General features: G+C 67.0%; 20 protein-coding genes. 2 read left to right on the top strand and 18 right to left on the bottom strand.

Annotated elements, in window-relative coordinates:
- On the top strand, nt 1-822 hold an 822-nt coding region (locus tag OK17_RS16810), incomplete at its 5' end, for a fatty acid desaturase family protein (protein ID WP_461418132.1).
- On the opposite strand, the gene rsgA is transcribed toward OK17_RS16810, so the two are convergent.
- The 5 genes from rsgA to OK17_RS16785 form a co-directional block, all read right to left on the bottom strand.
- Entirely contained in the window at nt 776-1,819 is a 1,044-nt protein-coding gene (rsgA, locus tag OK17_RS16805; protein ID WP_232718787.1) for a ribosome small subunit-dependent GTPase A, read from the bottom strand. The two genes, OK17_RS16810 and rsgA, sit on opposite strands and share 47 nt — an antisense overlap.
- A complete protein-coding gene (gene aroA, locus OK17_RS16800) occupies nt 1,816-3,081 on the bottom strand; it encodes a 3-phosphoshikimate 1-carboxyvinyltransferase (protein ID WP_461418131.1) in 1,266 nt (421 codons plus the stop codon). The genes rsgA and aroA overlap by 4 nt, the downstream gene beginning before the upstream one ends.
- A 57-nt stretch (nt 3,082-3,138) precedes the next feature.
- A complete protein-coding gene (locus tag OK17_RS16795; protein WP_232718785.1) occupies nt 3,139-3,522 on the bottom strand; it encodes a VOC family protein in 384 nt (127 codons plus the stop codon).
- Entirely contained in the window at nt 3,523-3,753 is a 231-nt protein-coding gene (locus tag OK17_RS16790; protein ID WP_006866963.1) for a hypothetical protein, read from the bottom strand. It abuts the gene before it with no gap.
- 119 nt (nt 3,754-3,872) lie between these two features.
- The gene (locus OK17_RS16785; protein WP_461418130.1) at nt 3,873-5,570 is read right to left on the bottom strand and encodes a nucleobase:cation symporter-2 family protein; all 1,698 of its coding nucleotides are present in this window, start codon (nt 5,568-5,570) and stop codon (nt 3,873-3,875) included.
- A gap of 76 nt (nt 5,571-5,646) precedes the next feature.
- Between OK17_RS16785 and OK17_RS16780 the strand changes: the two genes are divergently transcribed.
- Nucleotides 5,647-6,138: an NUDIX domain-containing protein gene (locus OK17_RS16780; RefSeq protein WP_461418128.1), complete on the top strand. Its 492-nt coding sequence runs from the start codon at nt 5,647-5,649 to the stop codon at nt 6,136-6,138.
- A gap of 24 nt (nt 6,139-6,162) precedes the next feature.
- Here OK17_RS16780 and OK17_RS16775 read toward each other — a convergent pair whose 3' ends face one another.
- From OK17_RS16775 to OK17_RS16715, 13 genes are all read right to left on the bottom strand, one after another.
- Nucleotides 6,163-7,704 (bottom strand): PH domain-containing protein, encoded by a 1,542-nt coding sequence (locus tag OK17_RS16775; protein ID WP_461418127.1) that lies wholly within the window; start codon nt 7,702-7,704, stop codon nt 6,163-6,165.
- Nucleotides 7,691-8,203 carry a PH domain-containing protein gene (locus OK17_RS16770; RefSeq protein WP_461418136.1) on the bottom strand — a complete coding sequence of 171 codons (513 nt, stop codon included), beginning with the start codon at nt 8,201-8,203 and terminating at the stop codon, nt 7,691-7,693. Before OK17_RS16770 ends, OK17_RS16775 begins: the two co-directional genes overlap by 14 nt.
- Nucleotides 8,204-8,262: 59 nt before the next feature.
- A complete protein-coding gene (locus tag OK17_RS16765; protein WP_461418126.1) occupies nt 8,263-9,024 on the bottom strand; it encodes an SDR family NAD(P)-dependent oxidoreductase in 762 nt (253 codons plus the stop codon).
- 67 nt (nt 9,025-9,091) lie between these two features.
- Nucleotides 9,092-10,906 (bottom strand): acyl-CoA dehydrogenase, encoded by a 1,815-nt coding sequence (locus OK17_RS16760; RefSeq protein ID WP_461418125.1) that lies wholly within the window; start codon nt 10,904-10,906, stop codon nt 9,092-9,094.
- A gap of 331 nt (nt 10,907-11,237) precedes the next feature.
- Entirely contained in the window at nt 11,238-13,031 is a 1,794-nt protein-coding gene (locus OK17_RS16755; RefSeq protein WP_461418124.1) for a sigma-54-dependent Fis family transcriptional regulator, read from the bottom strand.
- Nucleotides 13,032-13,270: 239 nt separating this feature from the next.
- Entirely contained in the window at nt 13,271-14,923 is a 1,653-nt protein-coding gene (groL, locus tag OK17_RS16750) for a chaperonin GroEL (RefSeq protein ID WP_232718771.1), read from the bottom strand.
- 138 nt (nt 14,924-15,061) lie between these two features.
- Nucleotides 15,062-16,087, bottom strand: coding sequence for an NAD(P)-dependent alcohol dehydrogenase (locus tag OK17_RS16745; RefSeq protein WP_461418123.1), 1,026 nt, complete (start codon nt 16,085-16,087; stop codon nt 15,062-15,064).
- Nucleotides 16,088-16,090: 3 nt separating this feature from the next.
- Nucleotides 16,091-16,885: an iron-sulfur cluster assembly protein gene (locus OK17_RS16740; protein WP_461418122.1), complete on the bottom strand. Its 795-nt coding sequence runs from the start codon at nt 16,883-16,885 to the stop codon at nt 16,091-16,093.
- Nucleotides 16,882-17,928 carry an amidohydrolase family protein gene (locus OK17_RS16735; RefSeq protein WP_154882474.1) on the bottom strand — a complete coding sequence of 349 codons (1,047 nt, stop codon included), beginning with the start codon at nt 17,926-17,928 and terminating at the stop codon, nt 16,882-16,884. Before OK17_RS16735 ends, OK17_RS16740 begins: the two co-directional genes overlap by 4 nt.
- 158 nt (nt 17,929-18,086) lie before the next feature.
- Complete coding sequence (gene mimD, locus OK17_RS16730) at nt 18,087-18,434, bottom strand: propane 2-monooxygenase effector subunit MimD (protein WP_006866951.1); 348 nt, start codon at nt 18,432-18,434, stop codon at nt 18,087-18,089.
- A complete protein-coding gene (locus OK17_RS16725) occupies nt 18,431-19,549 on the bottom strand; it encodes an aromatic/alkene monooxygenase hydroxylase subunit beta (protein ID WP_461418121.1) in 1,119 nt (372 codons plus the stop codon). The genes mimD and OK17_RS16725 overlap by 4 nt, the downstream gene beginning before the upstream one ends.
- Before the next feature lie 29 nt (nt 19,550-19,578).
- Nucleotides 19,579-20,619, bottom strand: coding sequence for a 2Fe-2S iron-sulfur cluster-binding protein (locus OK17_RS16720; protein WP_461418120.1), 1,041 nt, complete (start codon nt 20,617-20,619; stop codon nt 19,579-19,581).
- A gap of 165 nt (nt 20,620-20,784) precedes the next feature.
- Entirely contained in the window at nt 20,785-22,422 is a 1,638-nt protein-coding gene (locus OK17_RS16715; protein ID WP_040536196.1) for an aromatic/alkene/methane monooxygenase hydroxylase/oxygenase subunit alpha, read from the bottom strand.
- Nucleotides 22,423-22,500 lie beyond the last annotated feature (78 nt).

The following is a 22,500-nucleotide window of genomic DNA, read 5'->3' as shown; positions in this document are numbered from 1 at the left end:
AACTACATCCATCACAAGTACACGAACGTGGTCGGGATGGATCACGACGTGGGCTACAAGATCCTGCGCGTGACCCGCGACGAACCGTGGGAGCCGCGCCGACTCTTCCAGCCGTTCTTCAACGTGATGCTGGCGGCGACCTTCGAGTGGGGGATCGGACTGCACGATCTCGGCCTCAAAGAGGTCATCCAGGGCGAGAAGCCCAAAGAGGTCGCGATCCCGCAGATGAAGGAGTTCGGTCGCAAGATCGCCAAGCAGGTCGCGAAGGACTACGTCCTGTTCCCGGCGCTGACCGGACCCAACTTCAAGCACACGCTGACGGCGAATCTCACTGCGAACCTGATCCGCAACCTGTGGGCCTACGTGGTGATCTTCTGCGGCCACTTCCCGGATGGCGCAGAGAAGTTCACGGTCGAGTCGCTCGAGAACGAGACGCAGGGCCAGTGGTACCTGCGACAGATGCTCGGCACCGCGAACTTCGACGCCGGTCCGGCGATGGCGTTCCTCAGCGGCAACCTCTGCTACCAGATCGAGCATCACCTCTACCCGGACCTGCCGAGCAACCGCTACGCCGACATCGCCGAGCGGGTGCGCGCGCTGTGCGACAAGTACGACCTGCCGTACACGACGGGTTCGCTTGCGGTGCAGTACTTCCAGACGCTGCGCACGATCAACAAGCTGGCCCTGCCCGATCAGCTCCTGCGCGCGACCGCCGACGACGCACCGGAAACCGCGTCGGAGAAGCGTTTCGCGGGGATGCCGCGGGCGACCGGACTCAAGACGGCGATTCGCCAGCTGCGGGCGCGGCGTCGTCGTCGCTGAGCGATCCGCTGACCGCTGCCAGTAGGTGGCGCACGGCCATGCCGCGCCGGTAGGAGTGGCCCTCGAGTTCGTCGAGGCGGCATTCCGGATCGGCCGGCGGGCCGAGATGCGTACAGCCCCTAGGGCATTCCTCGATGGCGTCGCGGAGGTCGTCGAACGCCGCGATGATGTCGTCGGGGCCGACATGGGCCAGTCCGAAGGACCGGATGCCCGGGGTGTCGACGACCCAGCCGCGCGGGACCGAGTCCCCGGGTAACGGCAGTGCCACCGACTGGGTCGAGGTGTGGCGTCCCTTGCCGACCCCGGACACGACGCCGGTCGCCCGATACGCATCGGGGACAAGACGATTCACAAGTGTCGACTTGCCGACCCCGGAGTGTCCGATGAAGGCGGTGATGTGCCCGCGCAGTGCGTCGAGGATCTCGTCGAGCGGATCGTCGCGTCCGGCGCGGATCACCGGCAGATCGAGATCGGCGAAGGCGGCGGTGAACTCGGCCGGATCGGCGAGATCGGACTTGGTGAGGCACAGGATGGGGGAGAGGCCGCCGACGTAGGCCGCGGCCAGGGTGCGTTCGACGAATCCCGTGCGCGGGGGCGGGTCGGCCATCGCGGTGACGATCAGCAGCTGATCGGCGTTGGCCACCACGATCCGCTCGTAGGGATCGGAGTCATCTGCGGTGCGCCGCAACACACTTCGTCGTTCGGCCACGCGCACGATCCGCGCCAGGGTGTCGGGCTTGCCGGAGAGGTCGCCGACCACCGACACGTCGTCACCGACGACGATGGGGGTCCGGCCGAGTTCCCGCGCTCGCATCGTCACGACGCGACGGTCCGGGTCGCCGCCGAGGACGACACCCCAGCGACCGCGGTCCACCGACACGACCATGCCCTGCTCGGCGTCGTCGTGGGACGGGCGGGTCTTGGTGCGCGGCCGGGTGCCCTTGCCGGGACGAACCCGGACGTCGGACTCGTCGTAGCTGGCTGCCCGCCGGCTCAAGGGCGCCCGATCATCTGCTGCCACATACCGGGGAAGTCGGGCAGGGTCTTGCTCGTCGTCTCGATGTCGTCGACCACGACGTCGGGTGTCACGAGTCCGATGATGGCGCCGGCGGTGGCCATCCGGTGATCGGCGTAGGACTCCCACGTCCCGCCGTGCAGGCTCGTCCCGGTGATCCGGAGTCCATCCTCGGTCTCGGCGCAGATCCCGCCGAGCCGGGTGATCTCGGTGGTGAGGGCCGCCAACCGGTCGGTCTCGTGGCCGCGCAGATGAGCGATTCCGCTCAGCTCCGATTCGCCGTCGGCGAGGGCGCACAGTGCGGCGATGGTCGGGGTCAGCTCACCGATGTCGCGCAGGTCGAGGTTCACACCCTTCAGCACCTCGGGACCGCGGACGGTGAGGGTGCCCTCGAGGTGCTCGACGGTGCAGCCCATCGCGGCCAGGACGTCGGCGATGCGTGCGCCGGGCTGCGTGGTGACCGCCGGCCAGTACGGCACCCGGACCTCCCCACCGGTCACCGCGGCGGCGGCCAGGAACGCAGCCGCATTCGACAGGTCGGGTTCGACGGTCCAGTCGACGGCCCGGATCGGACCGGGCGACACCCGCCAGACATCGGGTTCGGAGGTGTCGACCTCGACGCCGGCGGTCGCCAGCATCTCGACGGTCATGTCGATGTGGGGAGTCGACGGAACGGGCGGTCCGACGTGGCGGATGACCAGCCCCTCGTCGAACCGGGCCGCCGACAACAGCAGACCCGACACGAACTGCGACGATCCCGACGCGTCGATGGTGACCTCGCCGCCGCGCACGCGCCCGGTGCCGTCGATGGTGAAGGGCAGCCGATCGCCTTCGATCGCGACCCCGAGTCCACGCAGGGCGTCGAGGATCGTGGTCTGGGGCCGGACCCGGGCCTGCGGGTCGCCGTCGAAGCGCACCCGGCCGGCGGCCAGCGCACCGAGCGGCGGGAGGAACCGCATCACCGTGCCGGCGAGACCGCAGTCGACGTCGGCGCCGTGCAGCGGCCCGGGGATGAGGGAGACGGTCGTCTCCGCCGCGGGGTCGATGCGTACCTGCACACCGAGCGCCTCCAGGGCACCCAGCATCAGATTGGTGTCTCGGCTGCGGAGGGTTCCGCGGACGGTCGACGGGCCGTCGGCGAGCGCGGCGAGGACCAGCGCGCGATTGGTGATGGACTTGGAACCGGGCAGCTCGACGGTGGCATCCAAGCCGCTCGCGCAGGTGGGCGCGTTCCAGGAACTCATGCGATCCAGTTTGTCATGCCCGGTCCGACCGGTTTCATCACCGCCGATGCCCTCCGGCTAGCGGGTGTCCTTGCGCAACGGGTGATCGGCGGGGATCTCCACGACGATGATCGTGCGTCCGTCGGGGTCCTCGGCGTGCATCTCGATCAGGCCCCACGGCTCCGTCCGCGGCTCACGCGTGACCGTCACCCCGCGATCGCGGAACTGCTTCTCGGTGGCCTCGGCGTCGCGGACCTGCAACCAGAGCACCGCGTTGCTCGTCGGGTCGGGGGCGTCGGTCTTCATGTGCGACGAGATCTCGATGAGTCCGTTGCCGGCGAAGAACACGATGCCGCCGGGGTACTCCCGATGGATCGGGAGGCCCAGCTGGTCTCGGTAGAAGGCCTGCAGACGTTCGGGATCTGCCGAGAGCAGGAGCACCCGGCTGGACAAGACCTCCATCTACTGCCCCTCGGTGCTTCCGGCGGAGCCGCCCACCGCGTGGCCCCGGTTGTGGTCGGCGTGACCGGCGGCCTCGTATGCCGCGCGTTCGCGCGCCAGGCGATCAGTCTCGCCGATCGGCGTCGCATCACCGAAGGCGAAGGCGGACGCGTGCGGCCACTCGTGGGGCACGTCGGGGTCGACGATGAGATCGTCGGGCACCGATTCCTCGGGGTCGAGTCGAGAGGACATGCCTCCCACGATAGGCCGAATCGGCGGGCGGAGAGGCCAGGAGCGAGCGACTCGTCGGCAGATGTCGCCGATCGTGACGGTCGCCGACACGTTCCGCGACACCTGGCCCGGCCGCGGGCTCACGAACCGCGCCGTGAGAATCCACCGTCGGTGTAGCCGTCCCAGGTCTCGAACACCCGCATCACCTTGGGGTCGCCGAGGCTCTTGATGTGGTCGCAGAGGTCCTTCGGGGTCGACGGGTTGGTCACGATGAACTGGTGTAGCGACGCGTCGTGATCGGCGAGGTAGCGCAGGGTCTCCGGCGGGGTGTCGGGGTCCGCGGCCGCAAGGGCGTCTCGCGGGTCGAAGGCCGGTGCCCGCACACCGTCGGCGGCCGAGACCGTGGGTTCGCCGACGACCGCGATGTCCCCGGTGTTGTGATAGTCGACCGGATCGGTGGACACGCTGCGGGTGTTGAGCAGCAGGTTCAGCAGGATCGCGGTGATGGCGCCGGCCGAGATGCCCGAGTGGAAGATGGTCTGAAACCAGTCCGGGAACTGCGAGTACATGTCGAGCACCACGTCGACCGGGGCATCGCCGAGAGCGCGGTCGGTGTAGTAGATCTTTGCCTCGGTCAGCATCGCGACGCCCACCGAGATCGCGACGACGAGCACGTTGACGTTGTTGAACTTCACCTTGGTGAGGGTCCGGATGCCGCTGGCCGCGACCATGCCGAACAGTGCCACACCGGCACCGCCGAGTACCGGGAGCGGGATGCCCTCGACGACCGCCGCCATCTTCGGCAGCAGGCCGAGGACCACCAGGATGATGCCGGCACAGGTCGCCACGTGGCGCGTGCGGACGCCGGTGATGGCGACGAGGCCGACGTTCTGCGCGAACGCCGTGTACGGGAACGTGTTGAAGATGCCGCCGAGGACGGTGCCGAGTCCGTCGGCGCGCATGCCGTCGGCGAGGCGGCGCGGGGTGATCTTCTCGTCGACGATCTCGCCGACCGCGACGATGTCGCCGGTGGTCTCGGTCATGATCACCACGCCGACGATGATCAGCGAGATGATCGCGCTGATCTCGAAGGTGGGCGCGCCGAACTGGAACGGCTGCGGCACACCCACCCACGGGTATTCGCCGACCTTGTCCCAGTGGGTCATCCCGAACGGGATGGACACCAGCGTGCCGATCGCCAGGCCGAGCAGGATAGAGACGCGGCGGACGGCGTCGGGCGCGAAACGCTCGATGGCGACGATGATCGCCAGGGTGAGGAAGCCGAAGCCGATGTTCTTCGGGTCGCCGAAGTCGGGGCCGGACGCGGTGCCGCCGCCGAACCAGCCGGCCGCCACGCGCATCAACGAGACGCCGATGATCAGGATGATCGTGCCGGTGACCAGCGGCGGGAAGAACCGGATGAGTCGTCCGACGATCGGTGCCACCGCGACTATGAACACGCCGCAGGCGATCACCGAACCGTAGATGGCGGTGATGCCGTAGCTGGTGCCGATGGTGATCATCGGGCCGACGGCGGCGAAGGTCACGCCCTGCATCAGCGGGAGGCGGACACCGAACCGCCAGAACCCGACGGCCTGCAGGATCGTCGCGATACCGGCGACGAACAGGTCGGCCATGATCAGGTGGACGATGTCGCCCTGCTGGAGCTGTCCGGCGCCGACCATCGCGCCGCCGACGATCAGCGGGACCGCGACCGCACCCGCGTACATCGCGAGCACATGCTGCAGGCCGAGCGGGAACAGCTTGACGAACGGCGGGATCTCGTCGACCGGACGCGCACCGGTCTTCCCGTTCTTCACGACATCGATCACCGACATGCCTGGTTTTCTACGGACCCGGTATTTCCGCGAAGGCGCGTCCGTGTGTCGGCGGTGTTTCCGCGAAGATATATCCGTGACCGCATCCTCGACTCGCCGTAGCGCGGGCATCCTGCTGTTCCGACGCACCGACCCGGACGGCGTCGAAGTGCTCATCGCTCATCCCGGCGGTCCGATCTGGGCGCGCAAGCCCGACGAGGGGTCGTGGTCGATCCCGAAGGGCCTCCTCGACCCGGACGAGTCGGTGTGGGACGCCGCGCGGCGTGAGTACCTCGAGGAGATCGGCAGCCCGGTGCCCGACGGCCCGCACCTCGACCTCGGCGAGGTGAAACTCAAGAGCGGGAAGACCGTCATCGGCTTCGGCGTCGAGGGCGACCTCGACGTGACGACCGTTGTCTCCAACACCTTCGAGATGGCGTGGCCGCCGCGGTCGGGCCGCCTGCAGTCGTTCCCGGAGATCGACCGCGCCGAGTGGTTCGACCCGGAGACCGCGAAGAAGAAACTCAACCCCGCACAGGCGGCGTTCGTCGACCGGTTGCTCGAGGCACTATCCGACGACGCCGGGTGATCGACGATCCCGCGCGTCGACGACCTACTCGGCCGGCTGTCGGAGGAACGGTGCGACCCAGTCGGGTGTCACGTCGGAGGTGATCGCCGCCGCGGTCGCGTCGTCGACGTCGACGATCGAATAGTGCTCGGAACCGGCGGCCGTAGCGAGGATCAGCGTGCTCACCCCGGCGCGGCGCTGGAAGACCGACGACCTGCTCGCCCAGCCGATGACGCCGTCGCGGTCGACGACGATCCGCTGCCGGGCGACCGTCGGGGGAGCGAGGACCACCGACCGGGTGGTGAGACGGTGACCGAGGTGGCGGGCCCGGACCATGCCGAGACCGATCGAAACCGCGAGCGCGAGCACACCCACGACGATCCAGCCGACCGGGATCGCGCCGCCGATGACCGCGATCGAGATCCCGACAAGGATCACCAGACCCGAGAGGAAGCCCCGGTTCAGGCGGCGGATGCGGGCGACGCGGCCGTGCCCGGTCAACGCGGCGGTCAGTTCGGAACGTTCGTGGGTGACGAGGTCGGCGACACGCATCGCCTCGGACATCGGGGCCGGCGGCAGCAGCAGCGGGTGTTTGGTCGCACCGGTTGCGATCGCCTGCAGACGGGCGCCCTTCAGAGGTCGCATGAGGATCGGTTCGGTCAAATGGCTGCCGCGGATGCGCTTCTCGTCGAAGCTGATCGAGTTGGTGGTGAGCAGTCCGCGTTCGGTGCGCAGCGTCCCGTCGAGATGCCGTGTGAGGCGGAAGTCCCAGTAGCTCAGGACATATCCGATCACCGACAGGACGGCGCCGATGAGGATCACCGCCACCACGGCCACGGCGATGACCAGCGCCAGCGGGATCGACCGCACGGTGTCGAAGGCGTCGCGTGCGAGTCCGACCCCCTCGTCGAACATGCCTGCGTCGTTGGCGATCTGGACCCCGACGCCGGCGACCGCAGCGGCGATCGCGAGACCGCCCATCGAGAACGGTGAGTACCGCAGCCAAGCGTTCTGGAAGCTGGTGAGCACCTCGGGTGCTGCCGTCGGCGTCTCGGGAGCGAACTGCTCATCCGACGCTGCTGCCGCAGAGCGGGTTCCGGCCGTCGGCATCAGGTTGTCGTGCAGCGCGCGCGCCTCGGGGAGGGTGACGGCCCGGAGTTTGACCTGCGACGCCTGTTCGTCGCCGCCGGTACCGATGGTGACCTTCTGCAGGTTCAGCACACGGTGGACGAGTGAAGCGGTGAGGTCGACGCTGCGGATGCGGTCGCGGCGGGCGGTGGCGACCTTCTTGGTGACCAACCCGCTCCGGACCCGGACATGTTCTGCGGTCACCTGATAGAAGGTGGTCAGCCACGGCACCACCGTCACCAGCGGCACGAGGACCACGGTGGCGAGAAGTGTGACCAGGGGCGCGCTCCGCCCGGCGAAGACCAGTGCGATGAGGACCGGGACCAGCGAGGGGAGCGATTCGACGATGGTCACCGCCATCATCCATGGGGACAGTCGATGCCACTCGTCCGGCGCATCGATGTGCAGGCCCGGGGTGGGCGGTGGCACCGCTCCGGGTTGCGGCTCAGGTCGCGTCATCGGTGAACGCCTGGGTGCGGATGGTCAGGTCGGATGCGGTCGCGCGGGCGAGTTCGGCGTCGAGCCCCTCGATGTGGATCGTGCCCGCCGACGACGCCGTCGTCACCGTGAGTTTCCCCAGTTTCAGCAATTGTTCCAGGGGGCCGGCCTCGGTGTCGACGACCTGGATGCGTGCGATCGGGATGATCACCCGGTGCCGGACGAACCAACCCGATTGGGCGTACACCGCATCCTCGCTGACCTCCCAGCGGTGAAAGCGGTACCGCCACAACGGGACCACCACCGTGTAGAACACGGTCAGCAGGAGCAGGGCGATTGCGGCGAGCGTTGCACCCCACCGTGCGTCGGGCACGACGACCGCGACCACGATGGCCGCGATGGTCGCCGGTACGCCCAGGATCAGCGGGCCGATGCGCCACAGGGTCTTGGCGCGCGGATCGACCTGGTTGACCGGCTCACGCAGGGTGGGATGCAGCGGATTGTCGGGAAAGGTGCGGATTCCATTGCGACCAGTCTATGGCCGCGCCCGCCGCCGATTGCGGCAATCGCGTGTCGCTTCTAGGTGATCGTGACGCCGCCGTCGACCGCGAGGGTCTGGCCGGTGACGTAACCGGCGGCCGCCGACGACAGCCAGATCGCGGTGGCGGCGAGCTCTTCGCCGTGACCGGTGCGGCCCAGCACGACCCGCGGCATCTGCGAGTCGAGGTAACCGGGCTGGTAGGTGTCGGTCATCTCGCTCTCGAAGAAGCCGGGGGCGATGGCGTTGACCCGGATTCCCTTGCGCGAACCCCACTGCTGCGCCAGGTCCCGGGTGAGACCGATGACGCCGGCCTTGCTCGCGGCATAGGCGGCCTGCGGGAGCCCGGCAGTGGTGATGCCGAGGATCGACGAGATGTTGACGATCGCGCTGCCCGGCTGCATGACCCGCCCGCACGACTGCGCCATCCAGTAGGAGCCGTTGAGGTTGATGTCGATGACGTTCCGGAACTGGTCGGGCGTCTCACGGGTGGCGGGGTAGGCGGTGCCGACGCCGGCGTTGTTGATGAGCACGTCGACCTTGCCGAAGGTCTCCATCGCCGCGTCGACGACGCGCTGGCACTGCTCGGGATCGGAGACGTCGGCGGGAACGACGAGCGCCTTGCGGCCCAGCGCTTCCACGGCGGCGGCGGTGTCGGCGAGCTTCTCCGCCCGACGCGCGGCGAGCACCACGTCGGCGCCGGCCTCGGCGAAGCCGCGGGCGAAGGAGACACCGAGTCCCGACGAAGCGCCGGTCACGATGACCACCTTGCCGGCGGTGTCGAACAGATCCATCACGGACATCGTTGTCTCCCTTGCATGTTCCTACGTGACACGGCGCATCGGCGCCGCGTCGTGATCGGTGGTGAGGTCAGAACCAGGACGGTTCGACGTCGAGGGTGGTGCGGTCCAGAGCGGTCAGGAGGTCGAGCTGCGGACCGGTCTTCGGTAGTTCATACCGGAAGAAGTACTGGGCTGCAGCGCGTTTGCCGTCGTAGAAGTCGCCGGTCCGGCCGTCCGCGGCGAGGAGTTGTTCGAGCCACATCCAGGCGATGACGATGTGGCCGGTGGCCTCGAGGTAGAGCGTGGCGTTGGCGAGCGCGAGCTTCGGATCGCCTGACGACCAGATGTGTGCGGTCACCTCGACGAGCCGGTCGACGATCGACTGCAGGGTCTCGGCGTACCCGGCGGCGGCCGGCACCTCGAGTGCACGTGCGACGGTCGCGCCGATGGTCTCGGCGAGCAGTGCCAGACCGGCACCGCCCTGCATGATCACCTTGCGGCCCAGCAGGTCGAGACCGTGGATGCCATGTGCCCCTTCGTGGATGGGGTTGAGGCGGTTGTCGCGGTAGTACTGCTCGACGTCGAACTCGCGGGTGTAGCCGTAGCCGCCGTGCACCTGGATCGCCAGGCTGTTGGCCTCCAGGCACCACTGCGACGGCCAGCTCTTGGCGATCGGGGTCAGTACCTCGAGCAGCAGGTCGATGCGGGCGCGCTCCTCGGCGTCGGCGGTCGTCGCCGCCTGGTCGACGAGGACGCTGCAGTACAGCTCGAAGGCGAGTGCGCCTTCGACATAGGACTTCTGGGCCAGCAGCATGCGTCGAACGTCGGCGTGTTCGATGATCGGCACCGGCTTCGACGACGGGTCCTTCTGGTCGACGGGGCGTCCCTGTGTGCGCACCTTCGCATACTCCAGCGACGCCTGGTATCCGGCGTAACCCAGTGCGGTGGCGAGGAATCCGACGCCGATGCGTGCCTCGTTCATCATGTGGAACATGTAGGAGAGGCCGCGGTGCTCCTCGCCGACCAGATACCCGACAGCGCCGGGAGCGGAGCGAGCGGGCTGAGTGTCCACGGCACCGGGCGTGGGGTCGGGCGAGAACGTGCCGTCGCCGAAGTTGAGCAGGCAGTTGGTGGTGGCCCGGTTGCCCATCTTGTGGTTGAGGCCCACCAGGGCGATGTCGTTGCGGGTGCCGTCCGGCAGGAACTTCGGGACGATGAACAGCGAGATCCCCTTGACGCCGGGACCGCCGCCGGGGGCCTTCGCGAGCACGAGATGCACGATGTTCTCGGTGAGTTCGTGGTCGCCGGCCGAGATCCACATCTTGGTCCCGGTGATCCGGTAGGTGCCGTCACCGGCCGGTTCGGCCTTGGTGGTGATGTCGGCGAGCGACGATCCGGCCTGAGGCTCGGACAGGCACATCGTCCCGGAGAATCGGCCTTCGACGAGCGGGCGGACCCAGGTGTCGCGCTGTTCGGGGGTCGCGTACTCGGCCAGCAGGTTGGCGTTGCCGACCGTGAGGAAGTTGTACGACGACATGGCCGCGTTGGCCGCCTGGAACCACACCGCCGACGCCTGTCGGATCACGGTCGGCAACTGCATGCCGCCGAGTTCCTCGTCGAAGGAGGCGGCGATGAGGCCGGCCTTGCGGAACTCGGCGAGGCCCGACACCACCTCGTCGGGGAGGACGACCTTGCCGTCGGCGCCGATGTAGGGCTCGTTGGCGTCGCCGATCTTGTTGGCCGGGGCGAAGCACTTCATGGCGATGTCGGCGCTGAGTTCGAGGACGGCGTCGAAGGTGTCGCGCGAATGCGCCGCGAAACGGTCTCGTGAGGTCAGGGCCTCGACGTCGAGCCATTCGTACAGCAGGAACTCGAGGTCCCGCCGGGACATGGGTGTGGCCATCGCACTTCCTCGTGATCGGACCGCCGTTGTGGTGCCCGTCTCAGGGGCACCCGTTCATCATGCATCTACCGATCGTCCGCTCGGTATCCGACCCTCGGTCGAGGAGTCGCCTGCACGCCGGTTCAGCAATCTACAGATGGTTGTTACGAGTGTCACACCTTGTCACTTCTCCTTGTCATGGTGCGCGGTCTCGTGATGGACTACGGACGATTCACGATCGTGAATAACTTCGGTTATGGCGTGAAGATGCAGGTCGCGGGGACGGTGCCATTCGGCGGGGGTGGCATCGTCCCGACCTGCCCCGCCGCCGACCCTCTCTCTGCGCCACCGACTACACGTCGATGCCGAACTCCTTTATCTTGCGATAAATCGTCGCGCGGGAGATCCCCAGTGCGTTGGCCGCCGCGACCTTGTTCCGGCCGTTCTCCTCCAGGCTCCGCACGATCGCATCCCGCTCGAGTGCCTCGATGCGGGTGAGGGTGTGCCGGCTCTGGGCGCGATAGGTCGGCGGCAGGTGTTGCGCCGTGATCGTCCCCGACCGATGGTGGATGACCACGTCCCGCAGCGCCTGGCGGAGTTCTGCGACGTTCCCCGGCCAGGTGTACTTGCTCAGCTGCCGCATGGCGTCCGGCGCGACGGCGAGTTCCCGTCCGCGGGTCAGTTGCAGGAGGATGGTCGGCACCAGGACCTGTAGATCCTCGATGCGATGACGCAGCGGCGGCACCTCGATGGTGTGCGAGAAGAACGGCAGCAGGGTGGCACCCAGGGCGGGTGTCGAGTCGCTGGAGCTGAGGGTCATGCCCAGCCAGCCCGCGTGCTCGCGTCCCTGCATGACCTCGGCGACGTCGAACAGTACGTCGTCGGGCAACTCGTCGACGTCGCGCAGGATGATCGCGAAACCGTCCGTGTCGAGCTCGGCTGCGAAGCTGTCGAGCGTGTCGGCGTCCTGGAAGTCCTCGGCGGCGTACACGCGGATCGTCCCGCGCCGGCACCGTCCCGCCGCCGCGCGGAGAACCGCGGACCGGCCCGAACCCCGTTCGCCCGAGACCGCGATCCAGTGACCGTCCCCGATGTGCTGGACGATGCGGTCGCATGCCTGACGCCACGATGAGCTGCGTCCGACGATCCCGGGCAGCACCGAGGGCTTCGACGGTCGACGCTGTGGTGGGGCCGCGGTGGCCGAATCCATCAGGTGGACATGGAAGATCGCGATACCGTCCTGGGCGTCGGAGAACTCCGTGACCGGTGCCAGCCGTACCGAACGCCCGCTGGGCAGCGTGTTCACCCGACGTCCCGCGGCCACCTCGAGGCTCTGATCGACGGCGTGCTCGAGCATCGACACCTGATCCTGCGGGTCGATGCTCTGCCGGAGGCGCCGGTTCATCAGAACGACGTCGGCGGCGATGGCGAGGACCATCATCTGGGGCGCGCGCCGGCAGGTTGCGAGATAGGCCGACAGGAGCCGGGATTCGCGTTCGCTGGCGTTCGCCAGCATCTGCTGTTCGATCTGCACGGTCGCCGACTTGGCCAGCGACAGCAGCAGGGAGCCGCCCTCCTGGACCCACCCGGTGAGATCGAGGGCGCCGACGAGTCCGCCGGAGAAGGGATTTCGGATGGGCACGCCGGCGCAGCTGAGCCGGGCGAGGCACCCCGCGTAGTGCTCGGCACCGGTGACGAGGGTGGCCTGGCGGGTTTCGAGGGCGGTCCCGATCCCGTTGGTGCCGGCGTGCTCTTCGCTGTAGCTGTAGCCGGGGGCGAGTGACACGGCGTCGAGCTGGCCGAGGAGCTCGCCGCAGCCGGCGGCGCGGGACAGCACCACGCCGTCCGGCGAGGTGAGGATGATGCTCACCGGCTCGGCCGACAGGTCCGCGGCGAGTTGGTCGAGCACCGGCCGGGCGGCTGTCATCAAAGGGCTGTCCGTGTTCGGCTCGCGCACGAACGGGAGTTCCAGTCGGTCGGTCTGCACCTTGAACGAGCGCGAGCGGCGCCACGAGGTGGAGATCGCGTCGCGGACGGCGCCGGACAGGCGATCGTCGACGACGCCGTCGTCGCTGAGGAACCTCTCCCGCGCCCGGGCGACGTGGGCGACGGGTTCTCGGGTGTGGTCTGTTGGCTTCGGCTTCACCGGGACCGTATCTCCCTACTGTGATGTAGGTCTCATTCCAGGGCAGTGTAACGGACACAGCAACGTTCACGCGTGTGAACGAACAGGTGTTTTCGTCCGAATTCGTACTGGTCAGGGCTCGATACAGGCAGCCGGAAGTGGGCCGGTCGCGATCCACGCCGAGAACGAATCTGCAATCGCGACCGGCCCCCGTCGCCGCTGCAGCGACGACGTCCCCGCCGGGGTCTGGGAGGGGTGGGCTAGTAGATGTTGGAGGGCCGCACCATCCCCTCGGCGAGATCACCGAATCCGGGGGCCTCGATCGCACCCGGGTGCGTGAAGACCTCCTCGACGACCGCGGTCTCGGTGGTGATCAACAAGGCGGCGATCGAGGCGGCGCTCTCCAGCGCGGCCTTGGTGACCTTGGCCGGGTCGATGACGCCCTCGTCGAACATGTCGCCGTAATCGCCTGTCATCGCGTTGAATCCGTGACCCAGGGGCAGGCCGCTGACGACCTTGACCACTTCTTCGCCGTCGAAGCCGGCGTTGGTGGCGATCCAGAACAGCGGTTCGGCCATCGACCTACGGACGACGCCGATTCCGGCGCCTTCGTCACCAGCCACGTCGCCGAGCGCGTCGAGAGCCCGATGAGCCTGTGCCAGAGCGGTTCCGCCGCCGGAGACGATGCCGTCCTCCACCGCCGCCCGCGTCGCGGCCAGGGCGTCCTCCACCCGGAGCATGCGTTCTTTCAGTTCGACGCTGGTCACGCCGCCGACGCGGATGACCGCCACTCGGCCGGTGAGGCGCGCGATCCTCAGCTCCAGGCTGTCCCGGTCGGCGTCGATCCGCGCACGTGCGTGCTGCGCCTCGAGTTGCGCGACGCGGGCGTCGACGAGGGTCTGGTCGCCCCGTGCACCGACGATCGTGGTGAAGTCCTCGGTGACGGTCACTCGGTCGCACTGTCCGAGGTGTTCGAGGGAGACCTCGTGAAGTTCGAGGCCGGTGTCCTTCGCGATCACGTGACCGCCGAGGGCCACGGCGAGATCCTCGAGTTCGGCGACGCGGCGATGACCGAAGCCGGGTGCCCGGACGACCACCGACTGCATCGTCTTGTGCATGTTGCCGCCGACGAGCAGCTGCAGGGCGGGACCGTCGACGTCCTCGGCGAGCACGAGGAGCGGACGGTCGGCGCGTTTGGCCGCCTCGACGCTCGGCATGATCTCCTGCACCGAGGTGATCTTCTTGTTGGTCAGCAACACCACCGGGTTGTCCAGAACCGCTTCCATCCGTTCGGGATTGGTGACCATGTATCCGGAGATGTAGCCGTGGTCGAACTCGATGCCGTCGACGACATCCACCGACAGGCCGAGCGTGTCGCTCTCCTCGGTGGTGATGACACCGTTGCGGCCGACGTATTCGACCGCGGCGGCGATGGCCGAACCGATGACCTCGTCGTCACTCGCGGCCAGGGTCGCGATGCGTTCGAGATCGCTGCGGCCCCCGAGCGCGACGGACTGTTCCGACAGCGCGTCGATCACCGTCGCGATGGCCCGTTCGATACCGCGGCGCACCCGCATGGGATTGGCACCCTGCTCGACGGCGCGCAGACCTTCGCGAACCATGGCCTGCGCCAACACGGTTGCGGTGGTGGTGCCGTCACCGACGACCCCGTTGGTCTTCATCGCCACTTCCTTGACCAGCTGTGCGCCCATGTTGGCGAACGGATCGCGCAACTGGATCTCGCGGGCGATGGTCACCCCGTCGTTGGTGATGGTCGGTGGGCCGGTGAGCTTCTCGAGGACCGCGTTGCGGCCCTTCGGTCCCAATGTCACCTTGACCGCGTCGGCGAGTGCGTTCACTCCTCGCTCGAGCCGCAGTCGCGCTTCGGCGTTGTAGCGCAACTCCTTGGCCATGGTTGTCCTGCCTTTCTGTGGTGTTCTCGGCTGGGTAATACGGAGGCTCCTACCGCTCCCTGAGGTGCGAGGAGCGAGGGCGGCGGCCCGCCGTTCGCTCCCTGAGGTGCGAGGAGCGAAGCGACGAGCCTCGAAGGGTCAGGGCACAAGAATCGCTCGACCGCGTACGCGGCCGGCGTCGAGATCGTCCAGTGCCTGCTGGAAATCGGCGAGGGCGTAGGTGCTGGTGTGCAGCGTGACCTTTCCCCGGGCGGCGAGGTCCATCAACTCACCGAGGTCGTTGTAGGAACCGACCAGGTTGCCGATGAAGTTGATCTCGGTGGAGATCACGTCGATGGTGGGGACGTCGATGTTCTCGCCGTAGCCGACCACGAAGAAGCTGCCGGCGCGGCGCAGCATCGCTGTCCCTTCGGCGGTCGCCCCGCCCTCGCCGACGAAGTCGAGCACGGCCTCGGCGCCGTGTCCGCCCGTCAGGTCGAGGACCTGTTGCACATGTGTTCCGTCGGCGACGATGCCGATCTCGGCACCGACCTGTTTGGCGAGTTCCACCGCATCCGGGTTCCGGTCGACGACGACGATCCGCAGGGCGGAGATGGCCGCGAGGACCTGGATTCCGATGTGCCCCAGACCTCCTGCGCCGATGACCACGCAGGTGTCGCCGGGTCGCGTCATCCGTGCGACCTTGGCGGCCGCGTGGTACGCGGTCAGACCCGCGTCGGCGAGTGCCGCCACGTCGGCGGGTTCGAGGGAGTCGTCGATCTTCACGACGCTGCGCGCCGTGGTCTTGAGGAACTCCGCGTAACCGCCGTCGGTGTCGATGCCGGGGAACTGGCTGTTCTCGCAGTGGACGTCGTCGCCGAACCGGCAGGCCCGGCAGAGTCCGCAGGTGATCAGCGGATGCAGGATCACCTTGTCCCCGACGGCGACGTTGGTGACCGCGTCGCCGATGGCCTCCACCCAGCCTGCGTTCTCGTGACCGATCGTGTAGGGAAGTGCGACACCGCTCTTCGCCTCCCACTGGCCCTCGAGGATGTGCAGGTCGGTGCGGCAGACACCGGCGCCGCCGATCCGGACGATGACGTCGTGCGGCCCGGTGATCTCGGGGGCCGGGACCTCGTTGAGTTGCAGTTTGTCGTGGTAGCCGACGACCTGGACTGCGCGCATGGCTTACTCCTGTTCGCTTCGGGGGTGTGCGCGAGGGGTTTCGCGGAGGTTGGTGATGACCGGGCCGCTGGCCCCGTCGCATTGGTCGTCGTCGGCGTAGCGGGTGGCGAGCAGTCCGCGGCAGAAGTGGCTGTTGCCCTCCATCGAGATGCGCACGGACCGTGCGAATCTCAGCCGCATCGGGATCTGGTCGGCCGGCAGCGCGTGCCCCTCCTCGTCGACGACGACGAGGCTGTTGGGGCAGATGCTGAGACCCAGCTCCATCCGCCGTCGCAGGAGCGCCGCCTTGTGGTGCCCGCGTGGCAGGTCGCGGAGCGCCAGCCGATCGACGTCGGCGACCGTGACCCGCCCGGCGGCGATCTCGGCGGCCACACAGCGTTCCATCGCGGCGGTGTGGGCCTTGCGCTGGAAGGTCAGACGCAGCTCGTCGAGGCTGTCGAGGGCTTCGACGCCGAAGGTGCCCTTGTACCCGGCGCGGGCGTCGAGTCCGGCGTTGATCTTGTCGCTGTCGTGGTGATCGTCGAGCAGCACCCGGACCTGGCCGACGCCGTTGACGTCCTCGAGCGCATCGAGTGCGTCCGATCCCATCAGGTAGGCGAAGTTGGGCGAACAGAACGACGTCGGGAGCCGTAGGTGCACGGTCACCCCCGACTCGTCGATCAGGATCGATCGCACGAACTTCAGTTCGGTGATCGGCTGGTCGAGTTCGGGATCGAGGACGGTGTCGAGTGCGGCGAGGACGTCGTGCTCGAGTGCCGTGTCGGTGACGTACCCGGGATGGGGAGCGACCGCGGTCATGCCGTCACCGCATCCTTCGCGCCGGCGGCCACCTCGACCTCCGGATCGGCCGCGCTGGTCGGGAGCTTGAGTTCCTCGGGGACCTCGATGTGCGGGTACAGGGCCGCCGCGTTGAGACCGAGGATCTTCTTCTTCTGTTCCACGGTGATCGGCGCGTATTCGGTCATGTCCTCCGGGATCTGGAAGTCGACGAACCGCTCGACGAGCCACTGGGGCGTCCACAGCGCGTAGTCGCTGGCGAACAGGATCTTGTCCTCACCGATCCAGTACAGGAGTTCGCCGATGATCTGGGCGAAGTAGCGGGGCCGGGTGTGGATGAAGGGGAGGGCCACGGCCAGACCGCCGAACACGTTGGACTCCTGGGTGGCGATCCAGCAGAAGTCCTCGAGCCGCGGCAGGCCGACGTGCTCGATGATGAAGTTCAGATCGGTGTAGTCGGTGGCCACCTTGTCGACGTCGGCCACATCGAAGGCGTCGCGGTCGAGTGGTCGGATGGTGGGGCCCTTGTGGATGTGGACGTTCTTGATGCCCAGCTTGATGCACTCCTCGAGGTAGCGGCGAGACCATGCATCGTCGAGCTTGTAACCCCGTGAGTCTCCGAACCATTCGGCGGTGTAGAGCTTCACGCCCTTGAGGTTCATGATGTCGGCGTCCTTGCGGAGCTGCTCCAGGCCGGCCTCACCGTGACGCGGATCGTAGGCGTGGTTGTAGGTGAGCAGCCCCGGGTTGTCCTCGCACAGCTTGAGCGAGTCGTCGACCTGGGCGAAACCGTTGACGTAGAAGTCCTTCAGGATCGTCGCCTGGAAGATCGCGTGGTCGGCCGGGCCCTCCTCGAACAGGTCACGCATCAGCCGGTCGGGACCGTAGTAGGTGTAGGTGTCGTAGTCCCAGACCTCTTCCTCGGGACTGAGATTGCGGTGGTAGTCGTAGAAACAATCGATGAACTGCTTGCCGTGGATGTTGCGCTGATTGGATTCACGGGCGTCCCAGAGGTGGACGTGTGCGTCGACGATGAAGTACTTGTCGCCATTCTTCTCGTACATCGATGACTCCTTGATCGTTCTCGGTGGAAGCGGGCTGCATCCGATGGGGTTGGCGGGGATCGAGAGTTGTTGTCGGCGGGGGATTCCTGGGGTGCGTCGTGGCCGCCGGGGGGGTGCTCGCCGGCGGCCACGACGCAGATCGGGGGTCGGGCCTGCGCTCAGCTCGACGCGGTGAGATCGAACCCGATGAACTCGGCGGCGTCCTCGGGGCTCGCGAACAGGTAGGTCCGGTCGTCGAGGTGCACCATCCGCCCGTAGTGGGTGGAGCTGATCTCCTCGAAGACCGATCCGTCGAACTCCTGACCCAGGGCGTCGGTGAGCTCGTCGTAGTCGAACTCGAGCCGATTGACGCCGTCGACACGGATCATCGACGGGTACTCGGTGAGTTCGACACCTTCCTTTGCGCCCATGACGTCGGCGACGACGCGGCCGACAGGCGTGTTCATCAGGGTGACGCCGCACATGTTGGAGAACTCGGTCTGTGCGCCGAATTGCATGGAGGTCATCGGTTCAGCTCCTCGGGGATGTCGACTTCGATGGCTTTGAGTACGTCGCGGAACTTCTCGGTCGCCGCGTCGAGGCTCGTGGCGAAGGTGACCGACTTGTCCGCCGGCTGCGACCAGATCGGTTGCAGCCCACGCGCCGCGTCGAGGCAGCGCGGCACCCACTCCGAGAGCCACTCGCCGAACAGTGCGCGGTTCTGCGCGCCGTACTGTTCGTCGCGGGAGAGCATCAGGAACAGGGCCCGGGTGTAGTTCAGGTCGCGGTCGTAGTCGTACTCACCGGTGCCCACGATCGTCGGGGTGATGTAATCGCCGTTACGCGCCGCGACCTGCATGATCAGCTCGGTCCGGAACAGCGACCCGACGAGCTGCTCGAAGACGATGTTGGTGCAGAACAACAACTTCGCCCAGTCGCCGATCGCGGTCAGCCGCTCAACGGCCTCGCGGGTCGGCTGCCATTCCGGCGCCGACTGCCAGACCTCCTTGTGTGCCGAGCCGTCGAAGGCCTCCTCGGCCTCGGCGAGATCGAGGTTGAACAACGCGAGATCCTGGGCGAAACGCAGCTTGTGCGCCGCGCTGACCGCGACCGCGTTGTTGATCATGTTGGTCGGGGCCGACCGCTGGATCGAGGTGAACACGTGCAGGCCCATGCCGCTCTCGGCATGCATCCAGGCGCCGAGGTTGCGCTCGATGAACTTGAGCCACGAGGGATTCCAGCCGTCGTACACGCGGGCACGCTTGGCATTCTGCAGACACAGATTGACCTGGTGGACCACCGCCGAGTTGTTGCGGAAGATGGTTTGTTCCCACTCCTCGTTGGGATCGAGGAAGGCATGCCAGTTGCTCGATCTCGCGGCCGTCCACTCCTGCGGATAACCGCCGGGACCGTTGCCGAAGCCGTAGATCCAGCCCTGGGTCAGGTGGCGTTCCGGGTCGGGCTGCACGTCGACGGTGACGTCCTCGTAGACCGTCGCCCGCTTCTTGGCCGGCTGATAGTAGTTGTACTTGCGGCTCTTGCTGCTCGGGAATTCCTTGGCGCCGGCCTCGGCGTCGGTGAATTCGATGCTCGGGAAACTGCGTTCGCGCTGTGGTGATTTCGGCGCGGTGGGGGCGGACATACCTGTCGTTCCTCCTCGTTCGGCGACTTCTAGTCGAAAGCCGGGCTGGTGAACTTGTCGTAGAAGGTCTGGTCCCGGGGGACCGAATGCTGGTCGGCGAGAGCGAGAGCCGCATCGACCATGGGCGGGGGGCCGCAGAAATACACCTCCGTTCGGGCGAGATCGGATTCGTGTGAGTTGACGATGTCGGTGACGTTCCCCTCGGCGACCTCGACGCCGTCCGGGGCGCCGTCGGCCGACTCCGACAGGCAGGCGACGAACCGGAAGTCGGCGATCTTCTCGCCCAGTGCGGCGATCTCGTCGAGGTAGAACAGATCCGCCGCGGTCCGGGCCCCGTAGTAGAAACGCACCGGCCTGTTCAGACCGGTCTCGCTGATGTGGCGCAGCAGCGAGAGCAGCGGGGCCATTCCGGCCCCGCCGCCGATGCAGACGATCGGCAGTACATGGCCGTTGCGCAGGGTGCACGACCCGTACGGGCCGTTGATCATGATCTCGTCGCCGGGGGAGAGGCCGTCGGAGAGAAGGCCGGCGAACAGGCCTCCCGGGTACTTCTTGATCAGGAACTCCAGCTTGTCCGGAGTGGCCTGGGTGGTCGCGATCGAGAACGAACGCTTCTCCTCGGTGCCGGGGACCGAGAGATCCACGTACTGACCGGGTTTGAACTCGAAGGTCTCCGGTTCGACGACGTCGAGACGAAGTGACACGATGTCGGCCGTCACCGGCTCGATCGCGGTGACCCGGGTGCGCACGTCCTGTATCGGTGCGCCGCCGAGCAATTCGTCCTCGTCGAAGTTGAGGAGCTCGATCTCACAGTCGCTGTAGGCGTAGGACCGGCACAGCAGCACATAGCCCTCGGCCTCCTCCGCCTCGTTGCAGGCGAAGGTGGAGTAGTTGTCCATCTGGACATCCCCATCGAGCATGTACGACTTGCAGGCCGAACACCGGCCCTCGCGACACCCGTGCATGAGGTGGATGCCCTGTCGGAACGCTGCGTCGAGGATCGATTCGTCCTCGGCGACCTCCATCTCGATGTCGACCGGGACGAAGTTGATGTGATGTGTGTCGGCCACGGAAACTCCTGTCTGGAAAAGGGAGGTGCTGCGCTCCTCAGGGAGCTGGGGGAGGCGATGGCTTGCGGTCATCACCGCTCCCTGAGGAGCGAGCTCGCGAGCGTCTCCTGCTCCCTGAGGAGCGAGTTGCGAACAACTCGGAAGGGGGCGCCCACCGGCGTGCCGTCAGGCCGGCACGGCCCCGTTGGGATTGGCGCGATACGCCGCGATGTGCGCGTCCCGCTCGGTGTCGGACATCTCGTTGAGCAGCACGTTGGGACTGTTGAAGACGTTGCCGCGGACGTCGTCGAGCGTCCACATCTTCTTCGGGTCCAGGTTGAGGTGCGGCTGCGGGATGAGGGTCTTGCCGTCGTCTCGGACGTAACCCAGATCCTTGATGATGTCGGCGAGATCCTTGCCGTGATGCAGGGTCTCCCATTCGCGGAACCCGGTGAGGCGTCCCATGTTCGGGGTGTCCCGGCCGTCGTACTGATCGCGGAAGGCGACCGCGTCGGTCCAGTGGCAGGTCTCCGAGCAGTAGGTGCGCCACTGGTCGTCGACCTTGTCCACGATCATGTCCTCACGGACGAGGCACGGCACCATGCAGGTCCAGCAACGGTGCGGGTACTCGTAGTCGACGTCCTCGAAGGCGATCGGCTTGTTGCGGCCCGGGTAGGCGAGACGGTTGTAGTTCTCCCACCACTTGCCGAACTTGTTGTACCACCCGGGGTACTTCTCCTCGAACCACTCGAAGTCCTTGTCGGTCATGGCGTCGATGCGCCAGTAGTTGACCGGCCAGCCGGTGGCGAAGAAGCGCGCCACCTCGTGGACGTAGTGCTTGTTGGTGATCCGGTTCCAAGCCTCCTCGACCAGATCGTGCGGGATGGTGAGCCCGTACTTCTCCAGCGGCAGAAGGTAACTGCGGTAGTAGTCGTCGTAGATCCACCGGCGCCACATCTCCGCGTAGCTCTCCCGGTCCTTGCGGCGGTCCTTGGTGCCGTACTCGATGAAGGTGCCGATCGCGGCGTCGACGACGCAGTGGTTGTTCCACCACGCGTACCGCAGATCACGTTCCAGCAGAGGACGATTGCGCTCGTCGGCGAGCGCCATCAGCAGGATCGAGTAACCGTTGGAGATGTGCCGCGACTCGTCGGACTGCACCGAGTGGAAGACGGTGGGGAGCAGGTAGTCGCCGTTGGCGGCGGCTTCGTCGGGCATCGCGACGAACAGCGTGTTGGTGAATGCGGTTTCGGCGACCACCGTGAGGTAGATGTTGGCTGCCGTGATGGCGTCACCGGTGATGAACCCCTCGCCGAACTGTCGGCCGATGGTGCCGGCGTAGTTGTTGGCGAATGCCTTCTCGGTGATGTCGAAGCCGGCCGGGTCGATGTAGTTGTTCATGTACAGCTTCTTGAGGTTCATCTGGATCGTCGAATGACGGACCTCGTCGATCATCTGCACGGCCAGCCCGTTGTGGATCTCGGGGTTGGGGACCGCGTCGATGGCCATCGGCATCGCGCGGGCCGCCGAGATCTCGGGGAACGGGATGATCGACAGGAACAGCTTCTGCCACTCCAGCCAGCGTTCCTGGACCTGGCGGAACATGTTGCCGCGGATGGCGCCGTCCATGGCGCCGTACACGCGGTTGTCCTTCTCCTCCTCCATCGGGAAGTAGGACCGCATGATCTGCTTCAGCGGGTCCTTCTTGGGGGCCTTCTCGAAGGTGTAGTCGGTTCCGAATCGAGTGGCCGGGGTCGCGAATGTGGGCTCCCAGGACAACTCGGTGATCTTCGCATGGGCTTTGGTCAAGCTCTGCCTGCTCAAAGTGCGCCTCCTCTTTTGAGGGAGCCGGCGGGTGTGCCGGCCCGCATGGACTGGAGCGACTTCGATACAACCGTGTGA

The organism is Gordonia sp. GN26 (assembly GCF_054823965.1).
The sequence above is the reverse complement of the archived record's forward strand: the minus strand, read 5'-3'. Positions and strand labels throughout refer to the sequence as shown.

Coding starts and splice junctions, on each gene's coding strand:
- OK17_RS16760 (WP_461418125.1), bottom strand. CDS start 10,906: ATGGCCACACCCATGTCCCGGCGGGACCTCGAGTTCCTGCTGTACGAA.
- OK17_RS16765 (WP_461418126.1), bottom strand. CDS start 9,024: ATGTCCGTGATGGATCTGTTCGACACCGCCGGCAAGGTGGTCATCGTG.
- OK17_RS16735 (WP_154882474.1), bottom strand. CDS start 17,928: ATGTACGAGAAGAATGGCGACAAGTACTTCATCGTCGACGCACACGTC.
- OK17_RS16740 (WP_461418122.1), bottom strand. CDS start 16,885: ATGACCGCGGTCGCTCCCCATCCCGGGTACGTCACCGACACGGCACTC.
- OK17_RS16795 (WP_232718785.1), bottom strand. CDS start 3,522: ATGGAGGTCTTGTCCAGCCGGGTGCTCCTGCTCTCGGCAGATCCCGAA.
- OK17_RS16775 (WP_461418127.1), bottom strand. CDS start 7,704: ATGACGCGACCTGAGCCGCAACCCGGAGCGGTGCCACCGCCCACCCCG.
- aroA (WP_461418131.1), bottom strand. CDS start 3,081: ATGAGTTCCTGGAACGCGCCCACCTGCGCGAGCGGCTTGGATGCCACC.
- OK17_RS16785 (WP_461418130.1), bottom strand. CDS start 5,570: ATGTCGGTGATCGATGTCGTGAAGAACGGGAAGACCGGTGCGCGTCCG.
- OK17_RS16745 (WP_461418123.1), bottom strand. CDS start 16,087: ATGCGCGCAGTCCAGGTCGTCGGCTACCACGACAAACTGCAACTCAAC.
- mimD (WP_006866951.1), bottom strand. CDS start 18,434: ATGACCTCCATGCAATTCGGCGCACAGACCGAGTTCTCCAACATGTGC.
- OK17_RS16790 (WP_006866963.1), bottom strand. CDS start 3,753: ATGTCCTCTCGACTCGACCCCGAGGAATCGGTGCCCGACGATCTCATC.
- groL (WP_232718771.1), bottom strand. CDS start 14,923: ATGGCCAAGGAGTTGCGCTACAACGCCGAAGCGCGACTGCGGCTCGAG.
- OK17_RS16725 (WP_461418121.1), bottom strand. CDS start 19,549: ATGTCCGCCCCCACCGCGCCGAAATCACCACAGCGCGAACGCAGTTTC.